14 protein-coding genes and 1 pseudogene are annotated in these 25,832 nt (G+C 74.9%); 10 read left to right on the top strand and 5 right to left on the bottom strand.

Going from position 1 to position 25,832, the window contains the following annotated elements:
* Window positions 1-115: 115 nt before the first annotated feature.
* From OG295_RS00500 to OG295_RS00490, 3 genes and pseudogenes are all read left to right on the top strand, one after another.
* A pseudogene (locus OG295_RS00500) lies at window positions 116-10,210 on the top strand (type I polyketide synthase); the annotation flags it as partial.
* Between the two features lie 47 nt (window positions 10,211-10,257).
* Window positions 10,258-11,043: a thioesterase II family protein gene (locus tag OG295_RS00495; protein WP_371674947.1), complete on the top strand. Its 786-nt coding sequence runs from the start codon at window positions 10,258-10,260 to the stop codon at window positions 11,041-11,043.
* A 147-nt stretch (window positions 11,044-11,190) separates the two neighbouring features.
* Window positions 11,191-12,009 (top strand): NmrA family NAD(P)-binding protein, encoded by an 819-nt coding sequence (locus OG295_RS00490; RefSeq protein WP_371674946.1) that lies wholly within the window; start codon window positions 11,191-11,193, stop codon window positions 12,007-12,009.
* A 23-nt stretch (window positions 12,010-12,032) separates the two neighbouring features.
* On the opposite strand, the gene OG295_RS00485 is transcribed toward OG295_RS00490, so the two are convergent.
* The gene (locus OG295_RS00485) at window positions 12,033-12,728 is read right to left on the bottom strand and encodes a hypothetical protein (RefSeq protein WP_371674945.1); all 696 of its coding nucleotides are present in this window, start codon (window positions 12,726-12,728) and stop codon (window positions 12,033-12,035) included.
* 130 nt (window positions 12,729-12,858) lie between these two features.
* A complete protein-coding gene (locus OG295_RS00480) occupies window positions 12,859-13,398 on the bottom strand; it encodes a GNAT family N-acetyltransferase (protein ID WP_371674944.1) in 540 nt (179 codons plus the stop codon).
* A 198-nt stretch (window positions 13,399-13,596) separates the two neighbouring features.
* Between OG295_RS00480 and OG295_RS00475 the strand changes: the two genes are divergently transcribed.
* The 5 genes from OG295_RS00475 (at window position 13,597) to OG295_RS00455 (ending at window position 21,985) form a co-directional block, all read left to right on the top strand.
* Window positions 13,597-14,709 carry an ABC transporter substrate-binding protein gene (locus OG295_RS00475; protein WP_371674943.1) on the top strand — a complete coding sequence of 371 codons (1,113 nt, stop codon included), beginning with the start codon at window positions 13,597-13,599 and terminating at the stop codon, window positions 14,707-14,709.
* Window positions 14,710-15,013: 304 nt separating this feature from the next.
* Window positions 15,014-17,014 carry a molybdopterin oxidoreductase family protein gene (locus OG295_RS00470; protein ID WP_371681058.1) on the top strand — a complete coding sequence of 667 codons (2,001 nt, stop codon included), beginning with the start codon at window positions 15,014-15,016 and terminating at the stop codon, window positions 17,012-17,014.
* Window positions 17,011-18,636 (top strand): FAD-dependent oxidoreductase, encoded by a 1,626-nt coding sequence (locus tag OG295_RS00465; protein ID WP_371674942.1) that lies wholly within the window; start codon window positions 17,011-17,013, stop codon window positions 18,634-18,636. Before OG295_RS00470 ends, OG295_RS00465 begins: the two co-directional genes overlap by 4 nt.
* On the top strand, window positions 18,633-19,847 hold the full coding sequence (locus OG295_RS00460) for an NAD(P)/FAD-dependent oxidoreductase (RefSeq protein WP_371674941.1): 1,215 nt from the start codon (window positions 18,633-18,635) through the stop codon (window positions 19,845-19,847). The genes OG295_RS00465 and OG295_RS00460 overlap by 4 nt, the downstream gene beginning before the upstream one ends.
* A gap of 893 nt (window positions 19,848-20,740) precedes the next feature.
* The gene (locus OG295_RS00455) at window positions 20,741-21,985 is read left to right on the top strand and encodes a GNAT family N-acetyltransferase (RefSeq protein ID WP_371674940.1); all 1,245 of its coding nucleotides are present in this window, start codon (window positions 20,741-20,743) and stop codon (window positions 21,983-21,985) included.
* 114 nt (window positions 21,986-22,099) lie between these two features.
* On the opposite strand, the gene OG295_RS00450 is transcribed toward OG295_RS00455, so the two are convergent.
* Entirely contained in the window at window positions 22,100-23,272 is a 1,173-nt protein-coding gene (locus tag OG295_RS00450; RefSeq protein WP_371674939.1) for a glycosyltransferase, read from the bottom strand.
* 220 nt (window positions 23,273-23,492) lie between these two features.
* Here OG295_RS00450 and OG295_RS00445 point away from each other — a divergent pair, with 220 nt between their 5' ends.
* A complete protein-coding gene (locus tag OG295_RS00445) occupies window positions 23,493-23,909 on the top strand; it encodes a hypothetical protein (RefSeq protein ID WP_371681057.1) in 417 nt (138 codons plus the stop codon).
* 55 nt (window positions 23,910-23,964) lie between these two features.
* On the opposite strand, the gene OG295_RS00440 is transcribed toward OG295_RS00445, so the two are convergent.
* Both OG295_RS00440 and OG295_RS00435 read right to left on the bottom strand, forming a co-directional pair.
* Window positions 23,965-24,507 (bottom strand): NUDIX domain-containing protein, encoded by a 543-nt coding sequence (locus OG295_RS00440; RefSeq protein ID WP_371674938.1) that lies wholly within the window; start codon window positions 24,505-24,507, stop codon window positions 23,965-23,967.
* Between the two features lie 108 nt (window positions 24,508-24,615).
* Entirely contained in the window at window positions 24,616-25,161 is a 546-nt protein-coding gene (locus tag OG295_RS00435) for an AAA family ATPase (RefSeq protein WP_371674937.1), read from the bottom strand.
* Window positions 25,162-25,297: 136 nt separating this feature from the next.
* Here OG295_RS00435 and OG295_RS00430 point away from each other — a divergent pair, with 136 nt between their 5' ends.
* Complete coding sequence (locus OG295_RS00430) at window positions 25,298-25,816, top strand: MarR family winged helix-turn-helix transcriptional regulator (protein ID WP_371674936.1); 519 nt, start codon at window positions 25,298-25,300, stop codon at window positions 25,814-25,816.
* Window positions 25,817-25,832 lie beyond the last annotated feature (16 nt).

Below are 25,832 nucleotides of genomic sequence, written 5' to 3'. Positions count from 1 at the left end.
CGCACCACTCCACTGACACTTCCCGGCGGGTGAACCACACATGCAGAACCAGCACGACGCCCTCAGCGGCCAGAACGAGAACGAACAGAAACTGCTGGACTACCTCAAGCGGGTGACGGCGGACCTCAAGCAGACACGGCGCCGTCTCCACGAGGTGGAGGCCAAGGACCAGGAGCCGATCGCCATCGTGGCGATGAGCTGCCGCTACCCCGGGCAGGTGGACAGCCCCGAAGCGCTCTGGCGGCTGGTCGAGAGCGGCTCGGACGCCGTCACCGGCTTCCCCGCCGACCGGGGCTGGGACCTCGAAGGGCTGTACGACCCGGACCCGGGCAAGCCCGGGAAGTGCTACACCCGCGAGGGCGGGTTCCTGCACGACGCGGGCCGCTTCGACCCCGGCTTCTTCGGCATGTCACCCCGCGAGGCCCTCGCCACCGACCCGCAGCAGCGGCTGCTCCTCGAAGTGGCCTGGGAGGCGTTCGAGCGGGCCGGCATCGCCCCCACCTCCGTCAAGGGATCCCGCACCGGCGTCTTCGTCGGCCTCGCCTACCAGGGCTACGCGGGCAGCGGCGACACCCGGGAAGAGCTGGAGGGCTTCCTGCTCACCGGCACCGCCCCCAGCGTCGCGTCCGGCCGGGTGTCGTACACCTTCGGCCTCGAAGGCCCCGCGGTGACGGTGGACACCGCGTGCTCCTCCTCGCTGGTGGCCCTGCACCTGGCGGTCCAGGCCCTGCGGCAGGGCGAGTGCACGATGGCCCTCGCGGGCGGGGCCGCCATCATGGCCGCCACCGGCATGTTCACCGAGTTCAGCCGTCAGCAGGGCCTCGCCGTGGACGGCCGCTGCAAGTCCTTCGCCGCCGAGGCCGACGGAACGGGCTGGGGCGAGGGCGTGGGGATGCTGTTGGTGGAGCGTCTGTCGGATGCCCGGCGCAATGGGCATCCGGTGTTGGCGGTGGTGCGGGGATCGGCGGTGAATCAGGACGGTGCTTCGAATGGTCTGACGGCTCCGAACGGTCCGGCGCAGCAGCGGGTGATCGAGCAGGCGTTGGCGGGTGCGGGGTTGTCGGCGGGCGATGTGGACGTGGTGGAGGCGCACGGTACGGGGACGCGGTTGGGTGATCCGATCGAGGCGCAGGCGCTGCTGGCCACGTACGGGCGGGGGCGCTCGGCCGACCGGCCGTTGTGGCTGGGGTCGCTGAAGTCGAACATCGGGCACACCCAGGCGGCGGCCGGGGTGGGCGGGATCATCAAGATGGTCGAGGCGATGCGGCACGGGGTCCTGCCGAAGACCCTGCACGCCGAAGAGCCCTCGCCGCACGTGGACTGGTCCGAGGGAACCGTCCGCCTGCTCACCGAACCCGTCGCATGGGGCGAGAACGGCCGCCTGCGCCGGGCCGCCGTGTCCTCCTTCGGCGTGAGCGGGACCAACGCCCACACCATCATCGAACAGGCCCCGCCGGCACCCGACGCCGAAGAGGACCCCTCGGGCCGGGACCGGACCGAACCGCCCGGCGGCCCCACGCCCGTGGCGTGGACCCTCTCCGGACGCAACGGTGCAGCCCTGCGCGAGCAGGCGGAGCGGCTGCTGGCGCACGTCCTCGGCCTCGGCGACGTCAGCCCGGTCGACGTGGCCCATTCCCTGGCGACCTCGCGAGCCGCACTGGAACACCGAGCCGCCGTGGTCGGAACGGACCTGCCCGGACTCGTCGCCGGTGTGAAGGCCGTGGCCGAAGGGACCTCCGCCGCACAGGTGGTCGAGGGGATCGGCGGCCGCGACGGCGAAACCGCGTTCCTCTTCTCGGGGCAGGGCAGCCAGCGGCTCGGCATGGGAAGCGAACTGCACGCCTCCTTTCCCGTGTTCGCCGACGCCTTCGACGCGGTCTGCTCCGCGCTGGACCGGCACCTCGAACGCCCCCTGAGGAGCGTCGTGTTCGGCGAGGACCCCGAACTGCTGGACCGGACCGGATACGCGCAGCCCGCCCTGTTCGCGGTCGAGGTGGCGCTGTTCCGGCTGGTGGAGTCCTGGGGCGTCCGGCCGGACTTCCTGGCCGGGCACTCGGTGGGTGAGTTCGCGGCGGCGCACGTGGCGGGTGTGCTCTCGCTCGAAGACGCGGCGGCTCTGGTCGCGGCGCGCGGCCGGCTGATGCAGGCCCTCCCGGCCGGCGGGGTGATGGTGGCGGTGGAGGCCTCGGAGGCCGAGGTACGGGACCTGCTGTCCGGGTTCGAGGGCCGCGCGGGCATCGCCGCCGTCAACGGCCCGTCGTCCGTGGTGGTTTCGGGTGCCGAGGACGCGGTCGCGGCGGTCGTGGACCGTCTCGCGGCCGACGGCCGCAAGTCCAAGGCGCTCTCCGTGTCCCACGCCTTCCACTCCCCGCTGATGGACCCGGTGCTCGACGAGTTCCGAGCGACCCTGGAAACGGTCTCCTTCGAAACCCCGCGCGTGCCGGTCGTCTCCACCCTCACCGGCGGTCCGGTATCGGCGGAGGAGTTCTGCTCCGTCGACTACTGGGTGCGCCACGTCCGTGAGGCCGTCCGCTTCGCGGACGCCGTCACCGCCCTCGCCGGCGAAGGCGTCGCCACCTTCCTGGAGATCGGACCGGGCGGTGTTCTGACCGCCATGGCCCAGGCCGTCCTCGACGACGACGAAGCAGCCGCCATCCCCGTACTGCGTGCCGACCGGGCCGAGGGCCAGGCCGTCACCACCGCCCTCGCCCACCTCCACGTCCGCGGCACGCCCGTCGACTGGACGGCCGTCCTCGCCGGACAGGGCGCCCGGCACGTAGACCTGCCCACGTACGCCTTCCAGCGCGAGCACTACTGGCTCGAAGCGGCCCCGGCCGCCGGTGGCCGCCGTACCACGGTCGAGGAATGGCAGTACGACGTCACCTGGAAGCGGCTGACGGACCTTTCGGCCGGTCCGGCCACCGACCCCGCGGCCGATCGGGCGGCCGCGACCCCTGACGGGCACTGGCTGCTGGTCCTGCCCGCCGGCGGCCCGGACCACGACAGCGGCGCCGAAGCCCTCGGAGCCGGACTCCGGGACGTGCTCGCCGCACAGGGCTGCCCCGTCACCTCCCTCACCGTCGACGGCGCGGAGGACCGGGAGACGCTCACCGCACGCCTGCGCGAAGCCACGGACACCACGCCGCCGCGCACCGTCGTCTCGTTGCTCGCACTGGACGAGCGCCCCGTCGAAGGCCTGTCCGCCCTGGCCGGCGGCGTCGCCGCCACCCTGACCCTGATCCAGGCGCTGGGCGACGCGGGCGTCGAGGCGCCGCTGTGGTGCGCCACGCGCGGCGCGGTGTCCACCTCGCCCGACGACCACCCGGTGACGGCCCCCGGCCAGGCCCAGGTCTGGGGACTCGGCCGGGTGGCCGCGCTGGAGCACCCCGGCCGGTGGGGCGGTCTCGTCGACCTGCCCCCGGACCGCGAAGGACCCGTACCGGCCCGGATCGTGGCCGCCCTCGCCGTCGGCGGCCCGGAAGACCAGCTCGCCGTCCGCGCCGACGGGGTGTTCGCCCGCCGGCTCGCCCGCGCCGGCCGGGCCGGCGCCCAGCCGGCCGGGGAGTGGCGCCCCCGCGGAACCGTGCTCATCACCGGCGGGACCGGCGCGCTCGGCGGGCACGTCGCCCGGCTGCTCGCCGCCCGCGGCGCCGAACACCTGGTGCTGACCAGCCGACGCGGCCCCGGGGCCCCCGGCGCCGAGGAACTGCGCGCCGAACTGGAGTCGCTGGGTACTCGCGTGACCCTGGCCGCCTGCGACGTGTCGGACCGCGACGCGCTGTCCCGGCTGCTCACCGAACTGACGGACACGGCGGGCACGGCAGGCCCCCTCACCGCGGTGGTGCACACGGCGGGCGTGGACACCTCCGCCCTGCTGGCCGACACCGACCCGGCCGCCTTCGCCGCCGTCCTGGCCGCCAAGGCCGCGGCCGCCGTCCACCTCGACGAGCTCCTCGACACACTGCCCGGCGGCCCCGCCGAACTCGACGCGTTCGTCCTGTTCTCCTCCATCGCCGGAGTGTGGGGCGCGGGAGGCCAGGCCGCGTACAGCGCCGCCAACGCCCACCTGGACGCGCTCGCCGCAGCCCGCCGGGCCCGGGGCCTGCCGGCCACCGCCCTGGCCTGGGGACCCTGGGCCGACGCGGGCATGGCCGCCGGCCCCGGGATCGCCGAGAACCTGCGCCGGCGCGGCCTCGCCCCCCTGGCGGCCGAATCCGCCCTCACCGTGCTGGAGCGCGCGGTCGCCCGGAACGCGACCGCCGTGACCGTCGCCGACGTGGACTGGGCGCGCTTCGCCCCCACCTTCACGGTCGGCCGCCCCAGCCCCCTGCTCGCAGACCTGCCCGAAGTCCGCGAGGCCGTCTCCGTACGCGCGGGCCACCCCGACGGGGCGGAAGACACCGCCGGCGCCCTGCGCCGGGCCCTGGACCGGGTGGACCCGGCCGAACGCGACCGCACCCTCGTGGAACTCGTACGGGCCGAGGCCGCGGCCGTGCTCGGACACCCGGGCCCCGAGGCCGTCGAACCCGGCCGGGCCTTCCGCGACCTCGGCTTCGACTCGCTGACCGCCGTCGAGCTGCGCAACCGCCTCGTCAAGGCCACCGGACTGCGGCTGCCCACCACCATGGTGTTCGACTACCCGTCGGCGCTCGACCTCGCCGGCGCGCTCCTCGTCGAACTCCTGGGTACCGCCGACGCCCCCGGGAGCGCCGCCGTCCCCGTGCGCGCCGACGACGAGCCGATCGCCATCGTCGCCATGAGCTGCCGCTACCCGGGCGGGGTCCGCTCGCCCGAAGAGCTGTGGCGGCTGGTGGACGAGGGCACGGACGCCATGTCGGTCTTCCCCGACGACCGCGGCTGGGACCTGGACACCCTCTACCACCCGGACCCCGACCACCCGGGCACCACCTACGCCCGCGCCGGCGGCTTCCTCTACGACCTCGCCGACTTCGACGCCGCCTTCTTCGGCATCTCGCCGCGCGAGGCGACCGCCATGGACCCCCAGCAGCGACTGCTCCTGGAGACGTCCTGGGAGGCCTTCGAGCGGGCCGGCATCGATCCGGCGAGCGTGCGCGGCAGCCGCACCGGAGTGTTCGTCGGCTCCGGGTACCAGGACTACGTCCGGCGCGGCCTCGCCGTCCCCGAAGACGTCGAGGGCTACCTGGGCACCGGCAACGCCGCCAGCGTCGCCTCCGGGAGGATCGCCTACACCCTCGGCCTCGAAGGACCGGCCGTCACCGTCGACACGGCCTGCTCGTCCTCCCTGGTGGCCCTCCACATGGCGGCCCAGGCCCTGCGCCAGGGCGAGTGCGAACTCGCCCTGGCGGGCGGGGTGACGGTCATGTCCAGCTCCGGCGCGTTCGTCGAGTTCAGCCGCCAGCGCGCCCTCTCCGCCGACGGCCGCTGCAAGGCGTACTCCGCCGACGCAGACGGCACGGGCTGGGGCGAGGGCGTCGGCATGCTGCTGGTGGAGCGGCTGTCCGACGCCCGCCGCAACGGACACCGCGTCCTGGCCGTCGTCCGGGGTTCGGCGATCAATCAGGACGGAGCCTCCAACGGCCTCACCGCCCCCAGCGGCCGCGCCCAGCAACTCGTCATCCGCCAGGCCCTCGCCAACGCCGGACTGTCCACCGCCGACGTCGACGCCGTCGAGGGGCACGGCACGGGCACCCGGCTCGGAGACCCCATCGAAGCCTCGGCGCTGCTCGCCACGTACGGCCGGGACCGCCCCGCGGACCGGCCGCTGTGGCTGGGCTCCCTCAAGTCCAACATCGGACACACCCAGGCCGCCGCCGGAGCGGGCGGCATCATCAAGATGGTGCAGGCCCTGCGGCACGGAACGCTCCCCAGGACCCTGCACGCCGAGGAGCCGACCCCGCACGTCGACTGGAGCGCCGGCGCCGTCCGGCTGCTGACCGAGCCCGTCGCCTGGGACCCCGCCGAGCGCCGCCCCCGGCGGGCCGCGGTCTCCTCCTTCGGGATGAGCGGGACCAACGCCCACGTCATCATCGAGGAAGCACCGGAAGCACCGGAAGCACCGGAAGCACCCGAGGCGCCGCGGACGGTTCCCCGGCCCCCGGCCGGAGCGGCGGCCGTACCCCTGACGCTGTCCGCCCGCACGGGAGCGGCACTGGAACAGCAGGCCGGACGCCTCGCCGCGCTGCTGCGCGAGGACGGCACCCGGCCGCGCGACATCGGATACGCCCTCGCCACCACCCGCACCCTCCTCGACGAACGCGCCGTCGCGGTCGGCGAGGACCGCGACGAACTGGTCGCGGCCCTGGAGTCGATCGCCTCCGGCGGCTCCCACGAGTTCGCGGTCCGCGGCTCCGCCGGATCCCCCGCCCAGCCGGTGTTCGTCTTCCCCGGCCAGGGATCCCAGTGGGCGGGCATGGCCATCGAGCTCCTCGACACCTCTCCCGTCTTCCGCGACCGGATCACCGCCTGCGGCGAAGCGCTCGCACCGTACGTGGACTGGTCGCTCGACGACGTCCTGCGGGGCGCCGACGGAGCCCCCGCGCTGGACGGCCCCGAGGTGATCCAGCCGGTGCTGTGGGCGGTCATGGTGGCCCTCGCCGAACTGTGGAGTGCGTGCGGGGTCCGCCCGGCCGCCGTCGTCGGCCACTCGCAGGGCGAGATAGCGGCCGCCGTCGTCGCCGGCGCACTGACCCTGGAGGACGGCGCCCGGCTCGTGGCCCGCCGCAGCGCCCTGCTCGCCCGGCTGGCCGGACGCGGCGGCATGGTCTCGGTCCCGCGCTCCGAGGCCGAGGTCACCGGCCGCCTCGCCCCCTGGGAGGACCGCCTCGCCGTGGCCGCCGTCAACGGACCGCGCACCGTGGTCGTCGCCGGCGACCCGGACGCGCTGGCCGAACTCGTCGACGCCTGCGCGGCCGACGGGATACAGGCCAAGCGCGTCAGGGTGGACCTGGCCTCGCACTGCGCCCAGGTCGAGGAGGTGCGGGACGACCTGGCCGCGGAACTCGCCCCGCTCGTCCCGAGCACCCCGGAGATCCCGTTCTGCTCGACCGTGACGGGCGACATGCTGGACACCGCTCCCGATGCCGCGTACTGGTACGGCAACCTGCGCCGGACCGTACGCTTCGAGCAGGCGGTCCGGCGTCTGCGCGCGGACGGACACCGCGTCTTCATCGAGATCAGCCCGCACCCGGTGCTGGTGTACGGACTCCAGGACACCCTCGACGACGCCCGTACCGACGGCCCCGCCGAAGCCGTCGTGCCGACCCTGACCCGCTCCGCGGGCGGCGCCCGGCGCTTCCTCGCCTCCCTGGGCGAGGCGCACGCGCACGGCGTCCCGGTCGACTGGACCGCGGTGTTCGGCGCCCCCGCGGGCACCCCGGCCGAACTGCCCACCTACCCCTTCCAGCGACAGCGGTACTGGCTCGACGCGCCCGACACCGCGGCACAGACGGCACCGGCGCCGCAGTCCGCCGCGGACGCCGAGTTCTGGGCGGCCGTGGAACGCGAGGATCTGACCTCCCTCGCCGAGGAGCTGCGCTTCGACGAGGACACCACCCTCGCCACCGCGCTCCCGGCACTGCGCGCCTGGCACCGCGGCCGCCGCGACGAGGCCGCGACCCGGGCCTGGCGCTACCGGATCGGCTGGAAGCCGGTCCCCGACACGGCCCCGCCCGCCCTCACCGGACGCTGGCTCGCGCTCGTCCCCCGGGACCGGCTCGAAGACCCCGCCGTGCAGCTGGCGCTCGACTCCCTCGCCGCACACGGCGCCGACACCGTCCGGCTGGCCGTCACCGGCGACGAGGACCGCCACACCCTCGCCGACACGCTGCGGGAAGCGGGCGCCGGCGCACGAGGGGTCCTGTCCCTGCTCGCCCTCGCGGACCAGGCCCACCCCGGCCACCCGGCCGTCCCGCTAGGCCTCGCCACCACCCTGCTCCTCGTACAGGCGCTCGGCGACGCCGACGTCGACGCGCCCCTGTGGTGCGTGACCCGGGGCGCCGTGTCCACCGGGCCCGCCGACCCCCTCCGCGCCGTACCCCAGGCGACGGTGGCGGCGCTGGGCCGGGTCGTGGCCCTGGAACACCCCGGACGCTGGGGCGGCCTCGTGGACCTGCCCGCCGACGTACGGGCCACGGACACGGGCACCGGACGCCGGCTGGCCGCCGCCCTCGGCGGAGCCACCGGAGAGGACCAGATCGCCGTCCGCGCCGACGGCGCCCACGCCCGCCGGATGCTCCGCGCCACCGGCACCGACACCCCCGCCGGGCCCGGCTGGCAGCCGCGCGGCACCGTACTGGTCACCGGCGGCACCGGCTTCATCGGGAGCCGCGTCGCCCACTGGCTGGCGACCGCCGGCGCCGAGCACCTGGTGCTGACCAGCCGTCGCGGCCCCGCGGCCGACGGCGCCGACGAGCTGCGCGCCGAACTGGAGGCACTGGGCGCCCGCGTGACGCTCGCCGCCTGCGACATGGCCGACCGGACGGCGGTGTCCGCCCTCCTGGACTCGCTCGCCGACCTGCCGCCGCTCAGCGCCGTGGTCCACGCCGCCGGCATCGGCACGCCCGCCCTGCTCGCCGACACCACCGTGGCCGAGGCCGCCGACGTGCTGGGTGCCAAGGCCGCCGGCGCGGCCCACCTCGACGCGCTGCTGGGCGACCGCGAACTGGACGCCTTCGTCCTGTTCTCCTCAGGCGCCGCCGCCTGGGGAAGCGGCGCCCAGTCCGCCTACGCGGCGGCGAACGCCTCCCTCGACGCCCTCGCCGAACACCGGCGGGCGCGCGGCCTGACCGCCACCTCCATCGCCTGGGGCGCCTGGGGCGGCGGCGGCATGGTCGACCGGGCCGCCGAGGAACGGCTGAGGCTGCGCGGCCTGGACCCGATGGACCCCGCACTCGCCGTACTGGCCCTGCGCCGCGCGGTCGAACACGGGGACACCTCGGTGATCGTCGCCGACGTGGACTGGAAGCGCTTCCTGCCCGGGTTCACCGCCGCCCGGCCGAGCCCGCTGCTCGGCGGCCTGCCCGAGGTGGCCCGCCTGCTGGCCGCCGAGGAGACCGGCGCGGACGCGGGGTCCGACGGCGAACCCCTCCTCGTACGCCGGCTGACGGGCCTGCCCGCCACCGAACGCGACGCGGCCGCGCTGGAATTCGTACGCTCCGAGGCCGCGGCCGTACTCGGCCACCCGTCCGCCGACGCCGTACGGGAACGGCACGTCTTCCTGGAACTCGGTTTCGACTCGCTGACCGCCGTCCGCCTCGCGAAGCGGCTCGGCCGGGCCACGGGCCTCAAACTGCCCAGCACCCTGGTCTTCGACCACCCCACCCCCGCGGCGGTGACCACCCGGCTCCTGGCCCTCCTGGCGGAGGCCTCCGGCGGGTCCCGCGGAGCCGGACCGGCCGCGCGCGACGAGCAGGACGACCTGCTCGTCGGCCTCTACCGCCGGGCCGGTGAACTGGGCAGGCTCTCCGAGGGCATCGGGATGCTCACCGCCGCGGCCCGGCTGCGACCGGTCTTCGACGCCGAGTCGGCCGCCGACCACGGTCCGGTCCCGGTCCGGCTGGCACACGGGGACGAAGGGCCGCAGCTGATCTGCTTCGGCCCGTACATGGCCCCCTCCGGGGTCCACCAGTACGCCCGCTTCGCGGCCGCGTTCGGCGGTCGGCGCACCGTCTGGGCCCTGCCCGAGCCGGGCTTCGGCCCGGGGGAGGCGCTGCCGCGGGACGTAGCCGCCCTCGTCGAGGTGCACGTCCGGGCCGTCGCCGACTGCGCGGGCGAGGAGCCCGTGGTGCTCGTCGGCTACTCCTCGGGGGGCTGGGTCGCGCACGCCGTGGCCTGCCGGCTGGAGGAGCTGGGCCGGCCCGTCGAAGGCATCGTGATGCTGGACAGCTTCACCCGCGACCAGGGCATGGCCGACCGTTTCCAGTCGGCGGTGGTACGGGAACAGTCGGAGCGCTTCGACTTCATCTCCGCACCCGGTACCCAGCTCACCGCGATGGGCGGCTACCTCGCCCTCTTCGAGGACTGGGACGCCCCGGTGGCGAAGGCGCCCACGCTGGTCGTCCGCGCCGAGGACCGCGTGGCGGACGGCGAGGAAGGGACCGACGACCGGCCGCCCGCGCCCGGACACGCCCAGCAGGTCACCGAAGTACCCGGCGACCACTACACGCTGATGGAACGGCACGCACCGTCCACGGCGACCGCGGTCGACGAATGGGTCCTCAAGCTGTCCTGACCCTCCACCGCCCGCACCCGCCCACCCGAAGGGAATCACGCCACACCATGAGCACCCCCGCCCGCACCTCCACCTCCACCCCGACCGACAACAGCCTGTGGATACGCCGGTTCCAGCCGAGGCCGGACGCCGGGGTCCGGCTGGTCTGCCTGCCGCACGCCGGCGGCTCCGCGAGCTTCTACCTCCCCCTGGCCCGGAACATGCCGGACTTCGCCGACGTCCTGTGCGTCCAGTACCCCGGCCGCCAGGACCGTCGGGCCGAGCCCCTCATCGACAACGTCCCGGAACTCGCCGACCGGGTGTTCACCGCACTGCTGCCCTGGGCCGACCGGCCGTTGGCGTTCTTCGGCCACAGCATGGGCGCCTCGGTGGCCTACGAGGTGGCGAGCCGTTTCGAGCGCGAGAAGGGCGTCGTCGCGGCGGCGCTCTTCGCCTCCGGGCGCCGGGCTCCCTCGGCACTCCGGCACGAGACCGTGCACCTGCTCGACGACCGGGGCCTGATCGATGAGGTCAAGATCCTCAGCGGCACCGACACACAGCTGCTCGGGGACGAGGAGGTGCTCCGGATGATCCTCCCGGCCATCCGCGCCGACTACCGGGCCGCTGAAACCTACGCCCCCGCGCCGGGGGAGCCGTTGAACTGCCCCCTGGTCGCCATGATCGGCAGCGAGGACCCGAAGGTGACCCCGGCGGAGGCGGCGGCCTGGGCCGCGCACACCGAAGGCCCGTTCACCCTGCGGGTCTTCTCCCGGGGGCACTTCTACCTGGTACGCGACCAGGCCGAGGTGGTCCGCACCATGGCGGACCACCTCCGCACGTCCGTCACTCCCTGACCCCCTCCGCCCGAGCGCCGGCGCCGGGCGGGAACGGAGCGTTCCGAGACGTGCAGGATGCCCGGCCGCGGCCGTTACCGGTCAGCGCCGGCGGCCGGGCATACCGAGGGGGTGGTCGTGGTTGGCGTGACAGTGACCAGGATTCTCGTGACCGGCGCGACCGGCACCATAGGCAGGCACATCGTCTCCTCGCTGGACGAGGCAGGGCGCCGGGTACGCGCGTTGGTGCGCGACCCGGCCGGGGCGGCGCTCCCCGAAGGGGTGGAGGTCGTGCGCGGGGACCTCTCGTCCCCCGGGACGCTGGAGGCGGCGCTGCGCGACGTGGAGAGCGTCTACCTGATGTGGCCCGGGATCGCGGTGGACCCGCGCGTGGTGGAGGTGATCGCCCGCCACGCCGAGCGGGTCGTGTACCTGTCGACCGATGTGGCCGATCTCGCGGACGGCGAGCCGGCCACCTCCTACCACCAGGAGATCGAGCGGCTGATCAGGAAATCCGGGCTGAGCTGGACGTTCCTGCGGGCCATCGACTTCGCCACGAACACGCTCGGCTGGGCCGACCAGGTCAGGCAGGGGGTCGTCCGCTGGCCGTACGGGCAGGCCTCCAGATCGTTGATCCACGAGCGCGACATCGCGGACGTGGCCGTACGCGTGCTCACCTCGCCCGGGCACGACGGGGCCAGGTACGTGATCACCGGCCCCGAGTCGATCACCCATGCCGAGCAGGTCAGGATCATCGGCGAGGCCGTCGGCCGCCAGGTGCGGTGGGAGGACCTGCCGGTGGAGGTGGCGCGGAGGCAGCTGACGGCGGCCTGGGGGAACGCCGCGTTCGTCGACGCCAGACTGCGGGCGTGGGGGTCGTTCGTGGAGTCGCCCGAGCGGGTGACCGACACCGTGGAACGTGTGCTGGGGAAGCCGGCGCGGACGTTCCGTTCGTGGACCGAGGAACACGCGGACGACTTCCGCTGACCGGCTACCGGGGCGGGCGAGGGTCAGCCGTGGGGATGGCCCGGGTGGTGGCCGGGCCGGTGGCCCGGGTTCCCCTGCCAGGGCTGGTACGCCGGAGCGCCGTGTGCCGCCGGCTGCTGGTAGGGAGCCGGGGCCGGGCGGGCGTTGCGCAGCAGCGTGTCGAAGTGGTCGTACAGGTTGCGGGCCTTGTCGGCCGGGGGAACGTACGCCGTGACGGATCCGTCGGTCCGCTGGACCGTCACCACGACGCCGCCCTGCGGGTCCACTTGATGCCACACCCCGAGGAGGGCGGTCCCCGGAACCCACCCCGGATCGGTCTCCGGACCACCGCCGCGCCACCGGCGCAGCACCGTCCGCCGGTAGCCCGGAATCAGCAGCCCCGGGAGCGTCACCACGACGAACAGGAACAACAGGACGTTGGCGACCACCCCGGCGGTCCAGTGCAGCAGTGCGATGAGCGTGCCGTAGCAGACCGCCACGATGAACACCCACATGCAGGCCGTGACGGCGGCCTCCGGCGCCCCGTTCTTGCGGAGCAGAGTGAACAGCCCCACCGACGCGAGCAGCACCACTGCGGTGATGCACCCGGCTCCGTCGCCGAAGAGTGTTTCGGCGACGCGGCCGGCGCGCCGGTCCGGTCCGACGACGAAGCCGTGCCTGTGGAACCGGACGTTCATCCGTCCGCCCGGCGTGGCTCTCACGCCCTTGATCTCGTACATGGTGATCACGCTAGCGCCGGCGTTCACCCCGGGGAGGACCGCCCCCCTTCATCTCCGCGCCCATACGGCCCGGTCAGTGGGCGAACAGCGGGGACACGGCGGCGGCCTGACGGTTCCGTCGTGACGCGCGTCAGGGCCTGCCCGCCGGACGGGTCCGGTACAGCACACAGCGGCGGAGCGGCCCCTCGGGCACGCTCGGATCCTCGAAGTCGTCAGCCGGATCGCGGGTCATCCCGACGCGGCGCATCACCGCCCGGGAACGCAGGTTGCCGACGGTCGTCGTCGCGATGATCTCCGGCAGCCCGAGGGTCTCGAAGCCGAAGGCCAGGCAGGCGCGGGCGGCCTCGGTGGCGTAGCCGTTTCCCCACGCCGCGCGCACCAGCCGCCATCCGACGTCCACCCCCGCGAACGGCATGCCCTCGTCCACGGCGTCCAGGCCGGCGCGCCCGAGGAACTCACCGGTTTCCCGGGCTTCGAGTGCCCACCAGCCGAATCCCCGCGCGTCGAAGTCCGCCCGCATGCGGGCCACCACGGCGTCGCTCTGCTTGCGCGTCAGCAGTTCTCCCAGGTGTGCGCGCACTTCGGGGTCGGCGTTCATCGCCGCCCACGGTGCGAGGTCGGATTCCCGCCAGCGGCGGAGTACGAGACGGTCGGTACGCAGCTCTGGCATGCCGGTCAGCAAACGCCATCACGACCAACGTGTCGACCGGATAATCGGTTGCGGCCCGGCGATGCGGTGGATGCAATGGCCCGCACGGTCGCCCGGGTGCGCCCGCAGGGCGGGTCCACGGGAACGCGTACGACGCGGGCGTCGCCATCCTGCGGTCCGGGTGGCCTCGACCGGATCGCCACAGGGAGACACCACCGCATGAACACGCCCCCATCGCCTTCCGCGGCGGTACGGACGGACGGACCACCCGTCCGCATCGGCGCCCTCGTTCCGCTGACCCGGCCCGGCTGGGTGGAGGCGGGGCGGCACCTGCTCGCCGGACTCGAACTGGCCGTGCGCGAGGTCAACGACACCGGCGGCATCTCCGGAAGCCCGCTGGAACTGGTGGTCCGGGACACCGCGGCCGATCCGCGGAGGGCCGCGGCGGCCGTCGACGAACTGGACCGCCTGGGCGTGGCCGCCGTGGCGGGGGAGTACCACAGCGTCGTCGCCCGCACGGCCGCTGCCAGGGCCGACGCCCTCGGCCTGCCGTTCCTCTGCTCGTCGGCGGTACTCGACGCGCTCACCGAACGGCCGACACCATGGGTCGCGCGCCTCGCCCCGGCGCAGTCCCACGGCTGGCGGACCTACGCGGACTTCCTCCTCGCCGCCGGCCACCGCCGCATCGCCGTGGCGGTCGATCCGAGTGTCTACTGGGCGTCCGGGACCCGCATCCTGCGGGACCACCTCGCTCCCCGCGGCGCCGCCGTCATCGGACTCGACATGCGCGAGCTCTCCCCCGGGGCCGTGTGCGACGCACTCGCCGATCACCGGGCGACGGCCCTGCTCCTCCTGGTCGGCCACCCGGAGCCGGCCGTGCCGATCGTCCGGTCCGTCCGCCGCGACCCGCGCCTCGCCGACGTCCTGATCGGCGCCCCGGCCGGACAACCGGAGTTCTCGCAATGGGCGACGCTGCTCGGCTCCGCCGGCGCCGCGATCCCGTTCCTGCGCTACCTGCCCGAGCGTCTGGGCCCACTCGGCGCACGGGTCGGGAAGGCCCTCCGCGAGCAGCTGGCCGAAGCGCCCTCCTTCGTCGCCTTCGAGGGCTACGACACGGTCACCGTCCTCGCCGAGGTGCTGCGCTCCCACGGCCCGGACCGGGCGCGCATCGCCGAATCCTGGCCGCACGTCGCGGTCGAAGGCACCCGGGGGCGGATCCGGTTCTCCCGCACGTCGGACATCAGCGTCTGGCAATGGGCCTGGGCGCCGGTCCAGGTCGTCGACCGGGATCCGGCGGAACCCGCGCGGTTCCGGGTCCTCCACACCGGCTGAGGGACCACGGAGGGGACCGCCGGGCCGCCGTGCGGTCCCGCTTGGCGGGGATTTGGCATTTCCGATGGCGTATCAAAACTCTGCCTCGGGTACCGCCAATCCCGTGCCTCGATATGCCAGAAATGAACCAGTTTGTTCCGTGCGTGCGCGGCCCGGCCGCGCACCCCACCACTGCTGCGCCCCCCCAGGCCCCTCGAACGGCTGAGGCCCGGTGACCGGTCCGGTGAGCGACCCGGCCCCGCACGCCCCCCGGGCCGGGACGGCCACCCACTGCCCGTACTGCGCCCTCCAGTGCGCCACCCTGATGAGCGCGGCACGGGGCGCCGTCACGGTCGAGCCCGACCCCGGCTTCCCGGTGAACCGCGGCAGCCTCTGCCAGAAGGGGTGGACCGCCGGGGCCCTGCTCGCCGCACCGGACCGCCTCACCACCCCCCTCCTGCGCGACGCCACCGGCAGGCTCGCCGCGACGGACTGGAACCGGGCCCTCGACCACACCGCCGAACGGCTGCGCCGCATCCGCGCCGCCCACGGCCCGGACGCCGTCGCCGTCCTGGGAGGCGGCGGACTCACCAACGAGAAGGCCTACCTCCTGGGCAAGTTCGCCCGTCTGGCGCTCGGCACCGGCCGCGTCGACTACAACGGCCGCTTCTGCATGGCGGCCGCAGCCGTCGCCCAGCGGGCCGCGTTCGGCGTCGACCGGGGCCTGCCCTTCCCCGTCACCGACCTCGACGGGGCCGAGGTCGTCCTGCTCGCCGGAGCAAACCCGGCCGAGACGATGCCGCCCCTGATGCGCCACCTCGAACGCCCCGCCCTGATCGTCATCGACCCCCGGCGCACCCGCACCGCCGCCACCGCCGCCCTGCACCTGCGTCCGGTCCCCGGCACGGACCTGGCCCTCGCCCTCGGCCTGCTCCACCTCGCCGTCAGCGAGGGACTGCTCGACAAGACGTACGTGGCCGAGCGGACCGCCGGCTTCGACGAGACGTGGGCCCGGGCCGGTGCCTGGTGGCCGGAACGGGTCGAGGCCGTCACCGGAGTTCCCGCCGCGGAACTGCGCGCCGCCGTACGGATGCTGGCGGGCGCCGGCCGTGCCTACGTACTGACCGGCCGCGGCGCGGAGCAGCACAGCAAGGGCAGCGACACGGTCGCCGCGTTCGCCAACCTCGCCCTCGCCCTCGGACTGCCCGGCCGCCCGGGCCGCGGCTTCGGCACCCTGACCGGCCAGGGCAACGGCCAGGGCGGCCGCGAAATGGGCCAGAAGGCCGACCAGCTGCCGGGCTACCGCTCGCTGGCGGACCCCGCCGACCGGGCCCACGTCGCCGCCGTCTGGGGCGTCGCACCGGAGCGGCTGCCCGCCCCCGGGCCCGGTGCCTACGAGATCCTCGACGCCATCGGGAGCCCCGGCGGCCCGCGGGCCCTGCTGGTGGCCGGGTGCAATCCGCTGGTCTCCGCGCCCGACGCCGGCCGGGTGGCCGAACGCCTGGCCGCACTGGAGCTGCTGGTGGTCGCGGACTTCGTCCCCTCGGAGACGGCGCTGGCGGCCGACGTGGTCCTGCCGGTCACCCAGTGGGCCGAGGAGGAGGGGACCCTGACCAGCCTGGAGGGACGCGTACTGCGCAGGCGCCGGCTGCTCGACCCACCCGCGGGGGTGCTCCCCGACCTGGAGGTCATCAGGGAGCTGGCCGTACGCCTCGGCGAGCCCGCCGCGCACTACCCCGCCGATCCGCGCACGGTCTTCGAGGAGATCCGCGAGGCCACCCGGGGCGCCCCCGCCGACTACTCCGGGATCGACTACGCCCGCCTCGACGCGGGCGAGGCCCTGTACTGGCCCTGCCCGGAAGGCGGCGGCAGCACCCCGCGGCTGTTCCTCGACCGGTTCGCGCACGCCGACGGCCGGGCCCGGTTCGCGCCCGTCGAGCACCGCGAGGCCGCCGAACGCCCCTGCCGGGACTTCCCCCTGTACGCGACGACCGGCCGGATCCTGGCCCACTACCAATCCGGTGCGCAGACCCGCCGCGTCGAGGAACTGGTCCGGGCCGCCCCGGAGCCCTTCGTCCAGGTCCATCCGGACACGGCCGCACGCGCCGGCCTCGCCGACGGGCAGAGCGCCCGGGTCGTGTCGGCACGTGGCGGTGCGGTGGTACGGGTGCGCTGCGATCCCGACCTGCGGACCGACACCGTCTTCGTGCCCTTCCACTTCGCGGCTGCCGGACGGGCCAACCTGTTCACCCACGCCGCCCTCGACCCCCGCAGCGGCATGCCCGAGTTCAAGGTGTGCGCGGTGCGCCTGGAGGCGGCCCCGTGACCACCACCATGACCACCCCCGCGACCACCCCCGTGATCAATCCCGTGGTCAATCCCGTGATCACCTCCGCGGGGCCGGCCGGACGGCGGGGCGCCGACACCGGACGGCTCCTCGTCGTCGGGTACGGGCCGGCGGCGCACCGCCTCGTCGAACTCCTCGGCCGGGAACGGCCGCACGGCCCGGTCACCGTCATCGGGGCGGAGCCCGAACCGGCCTACAACAGGCCCCTGTTGACGGCCGTACTGGACGGCTCGCTGCCCGCACGCGCCCTGCGGCTGCCGGATCCCCCGCAGGGCACCGTCGTGCGGCTCGGCGTACGGGCCGTGCGGCTCGACCGGCAGCGATGCCTGGTGCACACCGACGACGGGGGCTGCCACCCGTACGACCGGCTCGTCCTGGCGACCGGCGCCGCACCCGTGGTCCCCGACCTGCCCTGGCTCCGCGGACCGGACGGCCGGCCCGCGGACCGGGTCCGTCCGCTGCGGACACTGGCCGACTGCGTCGGCTTCGGCACGCGCGGCACGGCGGGCGCGACCGGCGAGATCGGCGCGACGGGCACGGCGGTGGCAGTGGTCGGCGGCGGCGTCCTGGGTGTCGAGGCGGCCCTCGCCCTGCGCCGCCGAGGCCGGCGGGTCACCCTCGTACACCGGGGCCCCTACCCCCTCGACCGCCACCTCGACGCCCGCGGCGGCGAGACGCTCACGGGCCGGCTCCGCACCCTCGACATCGACGTCCGGGCCGGCCGAACCGTCCTGGCCCGCGAACCGGGAGCCCTGGTACTCGACGACGGCGGCCGCGTCGAAGCCGACGAGGTCCTGCTCTGCGTCGGCGCGCGCCCCCGGGTGGGGCTCGCCCGCGCGGCCGGACTCGCCGTCCGGACCGGCATCCTCGTGGACGACCGGCTGCGCACCAGCGCCGTCCGGGTCCACGCCCTCGGCGACTGCGCCGAGTCCCTCGACGGCGGCGCGCACGGCCCCTTCGCCGGCGCCGGACCGACCGGACGGGTGCCCACCGGCGGATTCGCGGCGGCATGGGACCAGGCCGAGACCCTGGCGGCGCTCCTCACCGGCGGCCCGGCCCGGCCCGCCGCCGGCCGGCGGGTGCTGCGCCTGAAGGCGGAGGAACTGGACCTCATGCGCGTCGGCACCCCGGACGGCGCGGAGGAGACCGTCGTACTCGGCGACGGCGCCCGGGGCCGCTACGCGCGGCTGTCCCTGTCCGGCGGCAGGCTCACCGGGGCGGAGCTGATCGGGCTCGGCCGGGCCGCCGCCGACGTGGCGCGGCTCTACGAGGGGGCCGTACCCGTGCCCGCCGACCGGCTGGCGCTGCTCCTGGGCGACACCCCCGCGTACCGGGCCGGTCCACCACCCGGTACGGCCGTGGTGTGCCACTGCAACAACGTCACCGGCGACACGCTGGCCGAAGCCTGGAGGGCCGGGGCACGTACCGTCGACTCCCTCGCGGCCGCCACCCGGGCCGGCACCGGCTGCGGCGGCTGCCGGGACGAGCTGGAGGAACGCTGCGCCGCGTGGGCCCGCGAGGAAACCGGGGCCGGAGCTGCGCGGGGGCCGGCGGACGAAGGCGAACCGCCCCGGGCGGCGCGGGAGGAGAGGGAGGCATGAGTCGGGTGCTCGTCGTCGTCGGCCACGGCATGGTCGGCCACCGGCTGGTGAGGGAAGTGCGCGAGCGCGACCGGACGGACGGATGGCGGGTCCTCGTACTGGCCGAGGAGTCCCGGCCCGCCTACGACCGGATCGCCCTGTCCTCCTGCGCCCGCGGCACGGACCCCGGTGAACTGACGCTGGAAGGAGCCGCGTTCACGGACGACGACCGGGTCCGGGCCAGACTCTCCAGCCCGGTGGTACGCCTCGACCGGCCGGCCCGCACCGTGGTCTGCGCCGACGGTACGGAATGCCGCTACGACGCACTGGTGCTGGCCACCGGCGCCAGGCCCTTCGTACCGCCCGTGCCCGGAGCCGACCTGCCGGGCTGCCACGTGTACCGCACCGTCGACGACGTGGCCTCGATCCGGTCGGGGGCCCGGTCCGGAGGGCCCGCGGTGGTGGTCGGAGGCGGCCTCCTCGGACTGGAGGCGGCGGGCGCGCTCGCCGCACTGGGCATGCACCCCCATGTCGTGGAAGCCGCACCGTGGCTGATGGCGGTCCAGCTCGACGAGGGCGGCGGAAAGGTCCTGGGCAGACTCGTCGAAGAGCTCGGCGTGCGCCCCCGGTGCGGGGTCGGACTGCGGTCCGTCGACGCGGGGCCGGACGGCCGGGTCTCCTCGGTGGCCCTCGCCGACGGAGAGGTGATCGAGGCCGAACTGGTGGTGTTCTCCACCGGGGTCCGGCCGCGCGACGAACTCGCCGCCGGAGCCGGGCTGCCCACGGGCGAACGCGGCGGCTTCCTCGTCGACTCCCACTGCCGGACCCCGGATCCACGGGTGTGGGCCGTCGGTGACTGCGCCGCCGTCGAGGGCCGGTGCCACGGCCTGGTGGCCCCCGGATACCGGATGGCGGAGACGGTGGCCCGGCAGTTGTGCGGCGACCCGGGGGAGCCCTTCACCGATCCCGACCTGTCCACCCGGCTCAAGCTGCTGGGCGTCGAGGTGGGCAGCTTCGGCGACGCCCACGCCCGTACGGAGGGAGCGCTGGAGTTCATGCGCAGCGACCGCGGCGGCGCCCGGTACGCGAAGCTGGTCCTGGACGGAGCCACGGGAGCGCTGCTCGGCGGTGTCCTGGCGGGCGACACCGCCCCGTACGCCGCCCTCCACTCCTGCCTCGGCAGCCCCCTCCCCGGCCCCCCGCACCTCCTCCTCGACCCGGTCGCCCGGTGACCCGCCCCCCCCCGTGCGGGGCCGCCGGGCGACGGGAGACCGCCCGTCACCGCCACCGCGTCCCCGTCGACGGCCGCCCCGACCACCAGCGGGCAGTACCGGGCCAGCGAGGCGGGTCCGGACCCCGCGAGGGCCCCGTCGACGAGGGCGAAGCGCACCGACGCCGGGTCCGCGGCGGGTGCCCCGAAGGCCTCGGCCAACCGGTCGATCAGCAGTGTCGCGGGCCCGCGCCCGTCGACGGCGCGCAGGGCACGGCGTACGCCTTCACGGGCGATCCAGAAGCCGCTCCCGTCGTCACCGGTCAGCCACCCGCAGCCGTCCGCGGTCGCGGCGAGGCGGTGGCCGCGCATCCGGGCGGCGGCCGCACCCGTGCCCGAGATGACCACGAGGCCGTCCGAGTCCGCGACCGCCGCCCGCAGGGTGGAGCCGCCGCCGTCGATCCCCAGCACCAGCGTCATGTCCCGTCTCCCACTCGTCCGGGGCGCGGGAGGCCTCCCGGCCGTCAGCTCCCGCCGCCGTCGCCACGGTAGGGCCGGACCGCCTCCTGGGTGGCCGCCATCGCCTCGGTCGTGGTGTCGTACGTACGTTGGCCACGGCGACGTAGAGCACATCGAGGACCGCCATCTGCGCGTGGCGGGCCAGGACGGCCTCCGACCTGAGGCCGGTGGCGCGGACCCGGGTCCCGACCATCCGCCCCTCGCCCTCCACGGGGCCTGCTGCGGGGCGCCGTGAGCCGGCGCCCCGCAGCGGCGGCGCCCGGTCCGGGACCGGGCGCCGCCGTGACCGACCGCGGACCCGGCCGTATTTCGGTTGCGTCGCCCGGGGATAGACGCTGCACTGTGGCCGGGCACCGCGAGGCGTGGTGCCGCACACCGAGAAGGCGGCGGGCCGCGATGCAGATTCGTTCCACGACCGATGAGGACTTCGACGTCTTCGTCGACACGCTCCACGCCGCGTTCGGGCGTTTCCCCGAAACCCCGGTCGACGGTGGCGGGCTCTGGTGGTCGGCCCTCGAAACCCATCGCTGCCTGCTCGCCCTGACACCGGACGGGCGGCCCGTCGGCACCGCCGGCGCGCACTCCTTCGAGCTCACCCTCCCGGGCGGGGCCCTCGCCCCGGCCTCCGGGGTGACCGCAGTGGGCGTCCTGCCCTCGCACCGGCGCCAGGGCGTGCTCAGCGCGATGATGCGGCATCAGCTCGCCGACCTGCGCGAGCGCGGGGAGTTCCTCTCCGTGCTGTTGGCCTCCGAGGCCCTGATCTACCGCAGGTTCGGCTACGGACCGGCGACCTACACGGCGCGCCTGACGGTGCCGCGCCACGAGGCCGCCCTCGCCGTACCCCGGGCACGCACGATGGCCGGCGCGCCGGAGACCGGCCCGGACGCCGGGCCGGACACCGGCTCGGTGGAGGTGCTGCGGCGTGCCGACTGCGGCGCGATCCTGGAGGAGGTCTACGACCGGTACCGCCGCGCACAGCCCGGCGCACTGTCCCGGCCGCGCCGCTGGTGGGCCCTGGGGGCGGGGCAGCCGCCGGTCACCGCGGCGCCGCGCTACGTCGCGGTGCACCGCGACGCCGACGGCGTACCGGACGGGTACGCCAGCTACTCGGTCGGCGAGCCCGCCACCCTGACGGTCGACGAGACCATCGCCACCGAGGACGCCGTCTCCACGGCCCTGGCGCGATTCCTGCTCGGCCACGACCTGGTCACGCAGGTCGTGTTCAGGCACTATCCGCCCGGGCACCCGCTCCGCTGGCAGCTCGCCGACTTCCGGGCCGGCCAGGTGGGAAACGACACGGACTGGCTCTGGGTGAGACTGCTGGACGTACCGCGTGCGCTGACCGCGCGCGGCTGGTTCACGGACGGCGAGCTCGTCCTCGACGTCGACGACCCGTTCCTCGGCGAGCGCAACCGGTACCTGCTGACCGTCCGGGACGGCGCGGCCGAGTGCGTTCCGACGGGCCGGGAGCCCGACCTGTCCCTGGACGTGAGCGATCTGGGCTCGGTCTACCTCGGCGGCACCGCCCCGAGCACGCTCGTGCGCGCCGGACACGTCCGGGCCCACCACCCGGGCGCGGCCGTCCTCGCCGACGCCCTCTTCCGCGCCGAGCGCGCCCCGCACTGCCTGCACTGGTTCTGACCGCGCATGCGCCGCCGGGCCCGTCGGGAAGCCCGCGGGGCCCGGTAGGCGACCGCCCGCTCGTCACCCCGGTCCCCGGCACGGCCCGGGTTTCCCCCAGGATTGTTCGGACGGTCAGCCGTTGGCCGCGGCCAGGAGTACGTCCACGAGCCGGTCCGCGGCGTCCGGCCTGCCGTACGCACGCGCCCGCTCCGCCATCGCCGTTCGCCGGCCGGGGTCGGTCAGCAGCGGGCCCAGAGCGTCCCCGAGGGCCTGCGTCGTGACCTCGCCCAGCAGGGCGACCGCCGCGCCCGCGTCGGCCAGGTGCTGGGCGTTGTGCGCCTGCTCGTTCCCCGCGGAAGTGGCCAGCGGAACGAACACGGCCGGCTTGCCCAGCGCGGTCAGCTCCGCCAGCGTTCCCGCCCCGCTCCGCGACAGCACCACATCGGCCAGCGCCAGCACATCGGGCAGCTCCGGCCCGACGAAACCGGTCAGGTGGTAGCGCCCGGCCAGGACCGGGTCCAGGGCGGCTGCGGCGCTGCGGAGTTCGTCCACGTTCGCCGGGCCGCACTGGTGGATCACGTTCGCGTAGGTCAGCAGCCAGGGCAGGAGGTCCCGCACGACGCCGTTGATCTGCTGGGCACCCTGCGCGCCACCGGTGACGTAGACGGTCGGCAGCCGCCGGTCGAACCCGTACAGCGCCAGCGCCTCGACCGCCTTGTCCGGGTGACCGGACAGCACCTCCGGCCGCACCGGGTTACCGGTGACGACCGCGCGGTCCCGCACATCGGCGGGCAGCAGGGCCAGCGAGGACTCCGAGGACACGGCGATCCGGGTCGCGGAACTCGCGAGCTTCCGGTTGGCCAGGCCCAGCCGGACCGTCTGCTCGTGCAGGACCAGCGGACGCCGGTTGAGCCGCGCGGCGAGACCGGCCGGGACGGCGACGTATCCGCCGGTCGCCAGGACGACGTCGGGCTGGAACTCGGACACGATCGCACGGGCCTGTGCCACACCGAGCGGCACCCGGGCCATGTCCTTCACGTTCGCGGCGGACAGCATCTTCAGCGGGTTCGACGAGCGGCGGATCTTCCCCGTGGCCACCGTCTTGAAGGCGATGCCCTCCGCGGGAGCGACGCGCGCCTCGAGACCGTCCGGGGTGCCGATCCACAGGACGTCCAGGGTGCCGCCCGCAGCCGCGAGCCGACCTTGCAGGGTCCGGACCGCGGTGAGGGCCGGATAGGTATGACCGCCGGTGCCGCCACCCGTCACGAGCAGCCGGAAAGAACGCGGGAGCGAAGGAGTATCCACCTGGTCACCCTACTGTTCGACGGCCGCAGACCACGACCGGGGGCGGGGGCCGTCGCGGCGAGGCCGTCGGAACGCGCGATTCGCAGGGGTGTGGGCGTGGGCACAAATTCCCTCTCCCCGGGCGCCGGTCCGTCCGTAGGATCACGGCATGCCGACAGACGAACCCGTGACCCGCGCCTCGTTGTCCCGCCGTCTCCAGCCGATCGTCGTCCCCAGACCGCTGTCGCTCCTGCCGGACCGGATCTGGTCGGACGAGGAATGGGAGCGCATCCGGCTGGGCTACCGCGCCCGGGACATGGACGAGAAGTGGAACGTCTTCGCCGAGGGGAACGTCGTCCATCTGCACCGGAGCTGGACGGGCCACGGGGTCGTCGAAGCGACCTTCACCCCCCTCGACAGCGGCGGCCGGCAGGTCACCGCGGCGGTGGTGGAGCGGGACGGGGACCGCTACACCGGCACGGATGACGTGTACGACTGCCTGATGCTGGAACTCGTACTCAGCGCCATCGTGCTCGGTGAGCCGGCACAGGAGCTCCGCGCGCGCCTGGTGGAGCGGGTCCGCGGGGCGTCGGGCCGCGAGGACGTTCCCGCCGGGATCGTGCTGCACAGCGCCCTGGGCCTCCGCTCGGGTTCGTAGCCCGGAGGCCTCCCGAGGAGCGGGCCGTGTCAGGGCCGCCCCCGGCGTCGGGGGATCAGACCCAGGTGTAGTTCGCGTCCGTGACGGCGTCCAGGGCGGGGTTGGCGACCGGTGCGCGGGGGTGGTCCAGGGCGGCGAGCGCGGGCCCGATGGGAGGGAAGACCGGCAGCAGGGCGGCGTCGCGGTAGGGGACCCACTCGATGACGCCGATCTCGTGGCCGCCGTCGGGGAGTTCGTCCAGCTCGTGCGTGGCGAGGCGGGCACGGACCTCGGGGGTGATGTGGAAGCGGTAGATCAAGTGGATCTTACGCGGTGAGGGGGTGGGCCCCGGGCGGGTGACGCGTTGGTCGACGACCCACATGAGGTCACCGCCGTCCGCCTGGTCCACGTCGAGTTCGAGTTCTTCGCCGAGCTCCCGGCGCAGGGCCTGCGGGAAGTCTTCCCCGTCCTCGACGTTGCCGCCGGGAGGGGTGTAGTGGACGGAGCCCGCGCGCTCGCGGCGGATGAGCGCGATGTCCTCGCCGCAGAAGACGACGGCCCCGGTGCGGACCTTGATCCGGGAGAAGGCTGTCGCAGGCGTGTTGCCGGTGATGGTCATGACGGCCAGTATCGCGGCCCGCCGCGGTGCGGGGGAGGTCCCGGCGGCCCACCGGGGCCTCGCGCCACCACGCGGCGCCCGGGGCGTGACGACGGCAGGGCGGAGTTCTCAGTCGTCGTGGGCCGGCAGTCCCGCGAGGCCGGTCTCCCGCATGATGAGGTCGACCGTGCCGTCGAGGGTGCTGTCGGGTCCGATGACGGTTTCGACGCCGCCGGGCAGCAGGTCGCGCTCGCGGTACCAGTCGCGCAGCTCGCGTTCGGTGACCTGGGCGCGGTACGCGAGGTCGGCCTTCGTCGCGTGGCGCAGCAGCGTCTCGGCCATCGGGATGTCGAGGTAGTAGCACCCGGAGACGCCGCGGTGGTCGGCGAGCAGCCGCGTGAGCATGGTGCCGTAGCGGTCGGCGGAGAGGATGCCCTCGACGAGGACGTGGTACCCGGCGTCGAGGGCGTAGCGGGCCACGGAGTCGATCAGGCCGATGTTCGCGGCGCCGGGCCGGTCCCGTTCGCGCAGCACGGTCCGGCGGAGGTTGTCCTGCCCGACGAGGGCCAGGCCCCGGCCGAACCGGTCGCGGATCCCGGCCGCCACCGACGACTTGCCCGATGCCGAGTTCCCCCGTACGACGACGAGTCTGGTCCCTGCGCTTCCCACGGTCATCCGGAACACGCTACCGATATCCGGGCGGCCGGGAAACGGGACGCGGACCGACCGCGGGCCGTGGGCCGCTGAGCGACCGCAAGGCCGGAGGGAAAGTGCCTTGACAGCCCAAGTGATTAGGCGCCATATTACTTACATGACGGCAGACGGGATCGACGGCGAGGCGCCCACGCTCGACCAGGCCAGGCGGCAGGTCGAACGCTACGGCCTGGAGGTCGATCCGCAGGCCGTGCTGGTCGCGGTGCGGCTGATCTCGGCGGGTGCGAGGGTCGGCCGGGCGGCCGAAGTGCACTTCGCCAGGTTCGGCCTGTCGACGGGGCGCTACCGACTGCTCGCCGACCTCGAAGACCACGGCGGGGAGAAGACCCCCTCGCGCCTCGCGGCCGACCTCGATGTCTCCCGGGCCACGGTCACCGGCCTGCTGGACGGCCTGGAGCGCGAGGGTCTGATCGCCCGTCGGCCGTCCACGGAGGACGGGCGGGGCACGGTGGCCGTCCTGACCGCCCGCGGGGCGCAGCGCCTGCGCGACATGGCGCCGGAGCACTTCGGGCGGCTTGAGGCGATGGTGGACGGGCTCTCCGGCGAGGAGCGTGCGGTGTTCCTGGAGCTGCTGGCCCGCGTGGTACGCGGCAGCTCGGCCCTGTTCGCGGACTGACCCGACTTCCGTCGGG

Origin of the sequence: Streptomyces sp. NBC_01276 (assembly GCF_041435355.1) — a bacterium.
In the GTDB taxonomy this organism is placed as follows: domain Bacteria; phylum Actinomycetota; class Actinomycetes; order Streptomycetales; family Streptomycetaceae; genus Streptomyces.
This window is presented reverse-complemented; position numbering and strand designations above follow the sequence as displayed.

What these genes read in the sequence shown, in the direction of transcription:
- OG295_RS00495 (WP_371674947.1), top strand. Translation starts at nt 10,258, where the DNA reads ATGAGCACCCCCGCCCGCACCTCCACCTCCACCCCGACCGACAACAGC.
- OG295_RS00440 (WP_371674938.1), bottom strand. Translation starts at nt 24,507, where the DNA reads ATGACCATCACCGGCAACACGCCTGCGACAGCCTTCTCCCGGATCAAG.
- OG295_RS00455 (WP_371674940.1), top strand. Translation starts at nt 20,741, where the DNA reads ATGCAGATTCGTTCCACGACCGATGAGGACTTCGACGTCTTCGTCGAC.
- OG295_RS00460 (WP_371674941.1), top strand. Translation starts at nt 18,633, where the DNA reads ATGAGTCGGGTGCTCGTCGTCGTCGGCCACGGCATGGTCGGCCACCGG.
- OG295_RS00435 (WP_371674937.1), bottom strand. Translation starts at nt 25,161, where the DNA reads ATGACCGTGGGAAGCGCAGGGACCAGACTCGTCGTCGTACGGGGGAAC.
- OG295_RS00475 (WP_371674943.1), top strand. Translation starts at nt 13,597, where the DNA reads ATGAACACGCCCCCATCGCCTTCCGCGGCGGTACGGACGGACGGACCA.
- OG295_RS00480 (WP_371674944.1), bottom strand. Translation starts at nt 13,398, where the DNA reads ATGCCAGAGCTGCGTACCGACCGTCTCGTACTCCGCCGCTGGCGGGAA.
- OG295_RS00470 (WP_371681058.1), top strand. Translation starts at nt 15,014, where the DNA reads ATGAGCGCGGCACGGGGCGCCGTCACGGTCGAGCCCGACCCCGGCTTC.
- OG295_RS00485 (WP_371674945.1), bottom strand. Translation starts at nt 12,728, where the DNA reads ATGTACGAGATCAAGGGCGTGAGAGCCACGCCGGGCGGACGGATGAAC.
- OG295_RS00430 (WP_371674936.1), top strand. Translation starts at nt 25,298, where the DNA reads ATGACGGCAGACGGGATCGACGGCGAGGCGCCCACGCTCGACCAGGCC.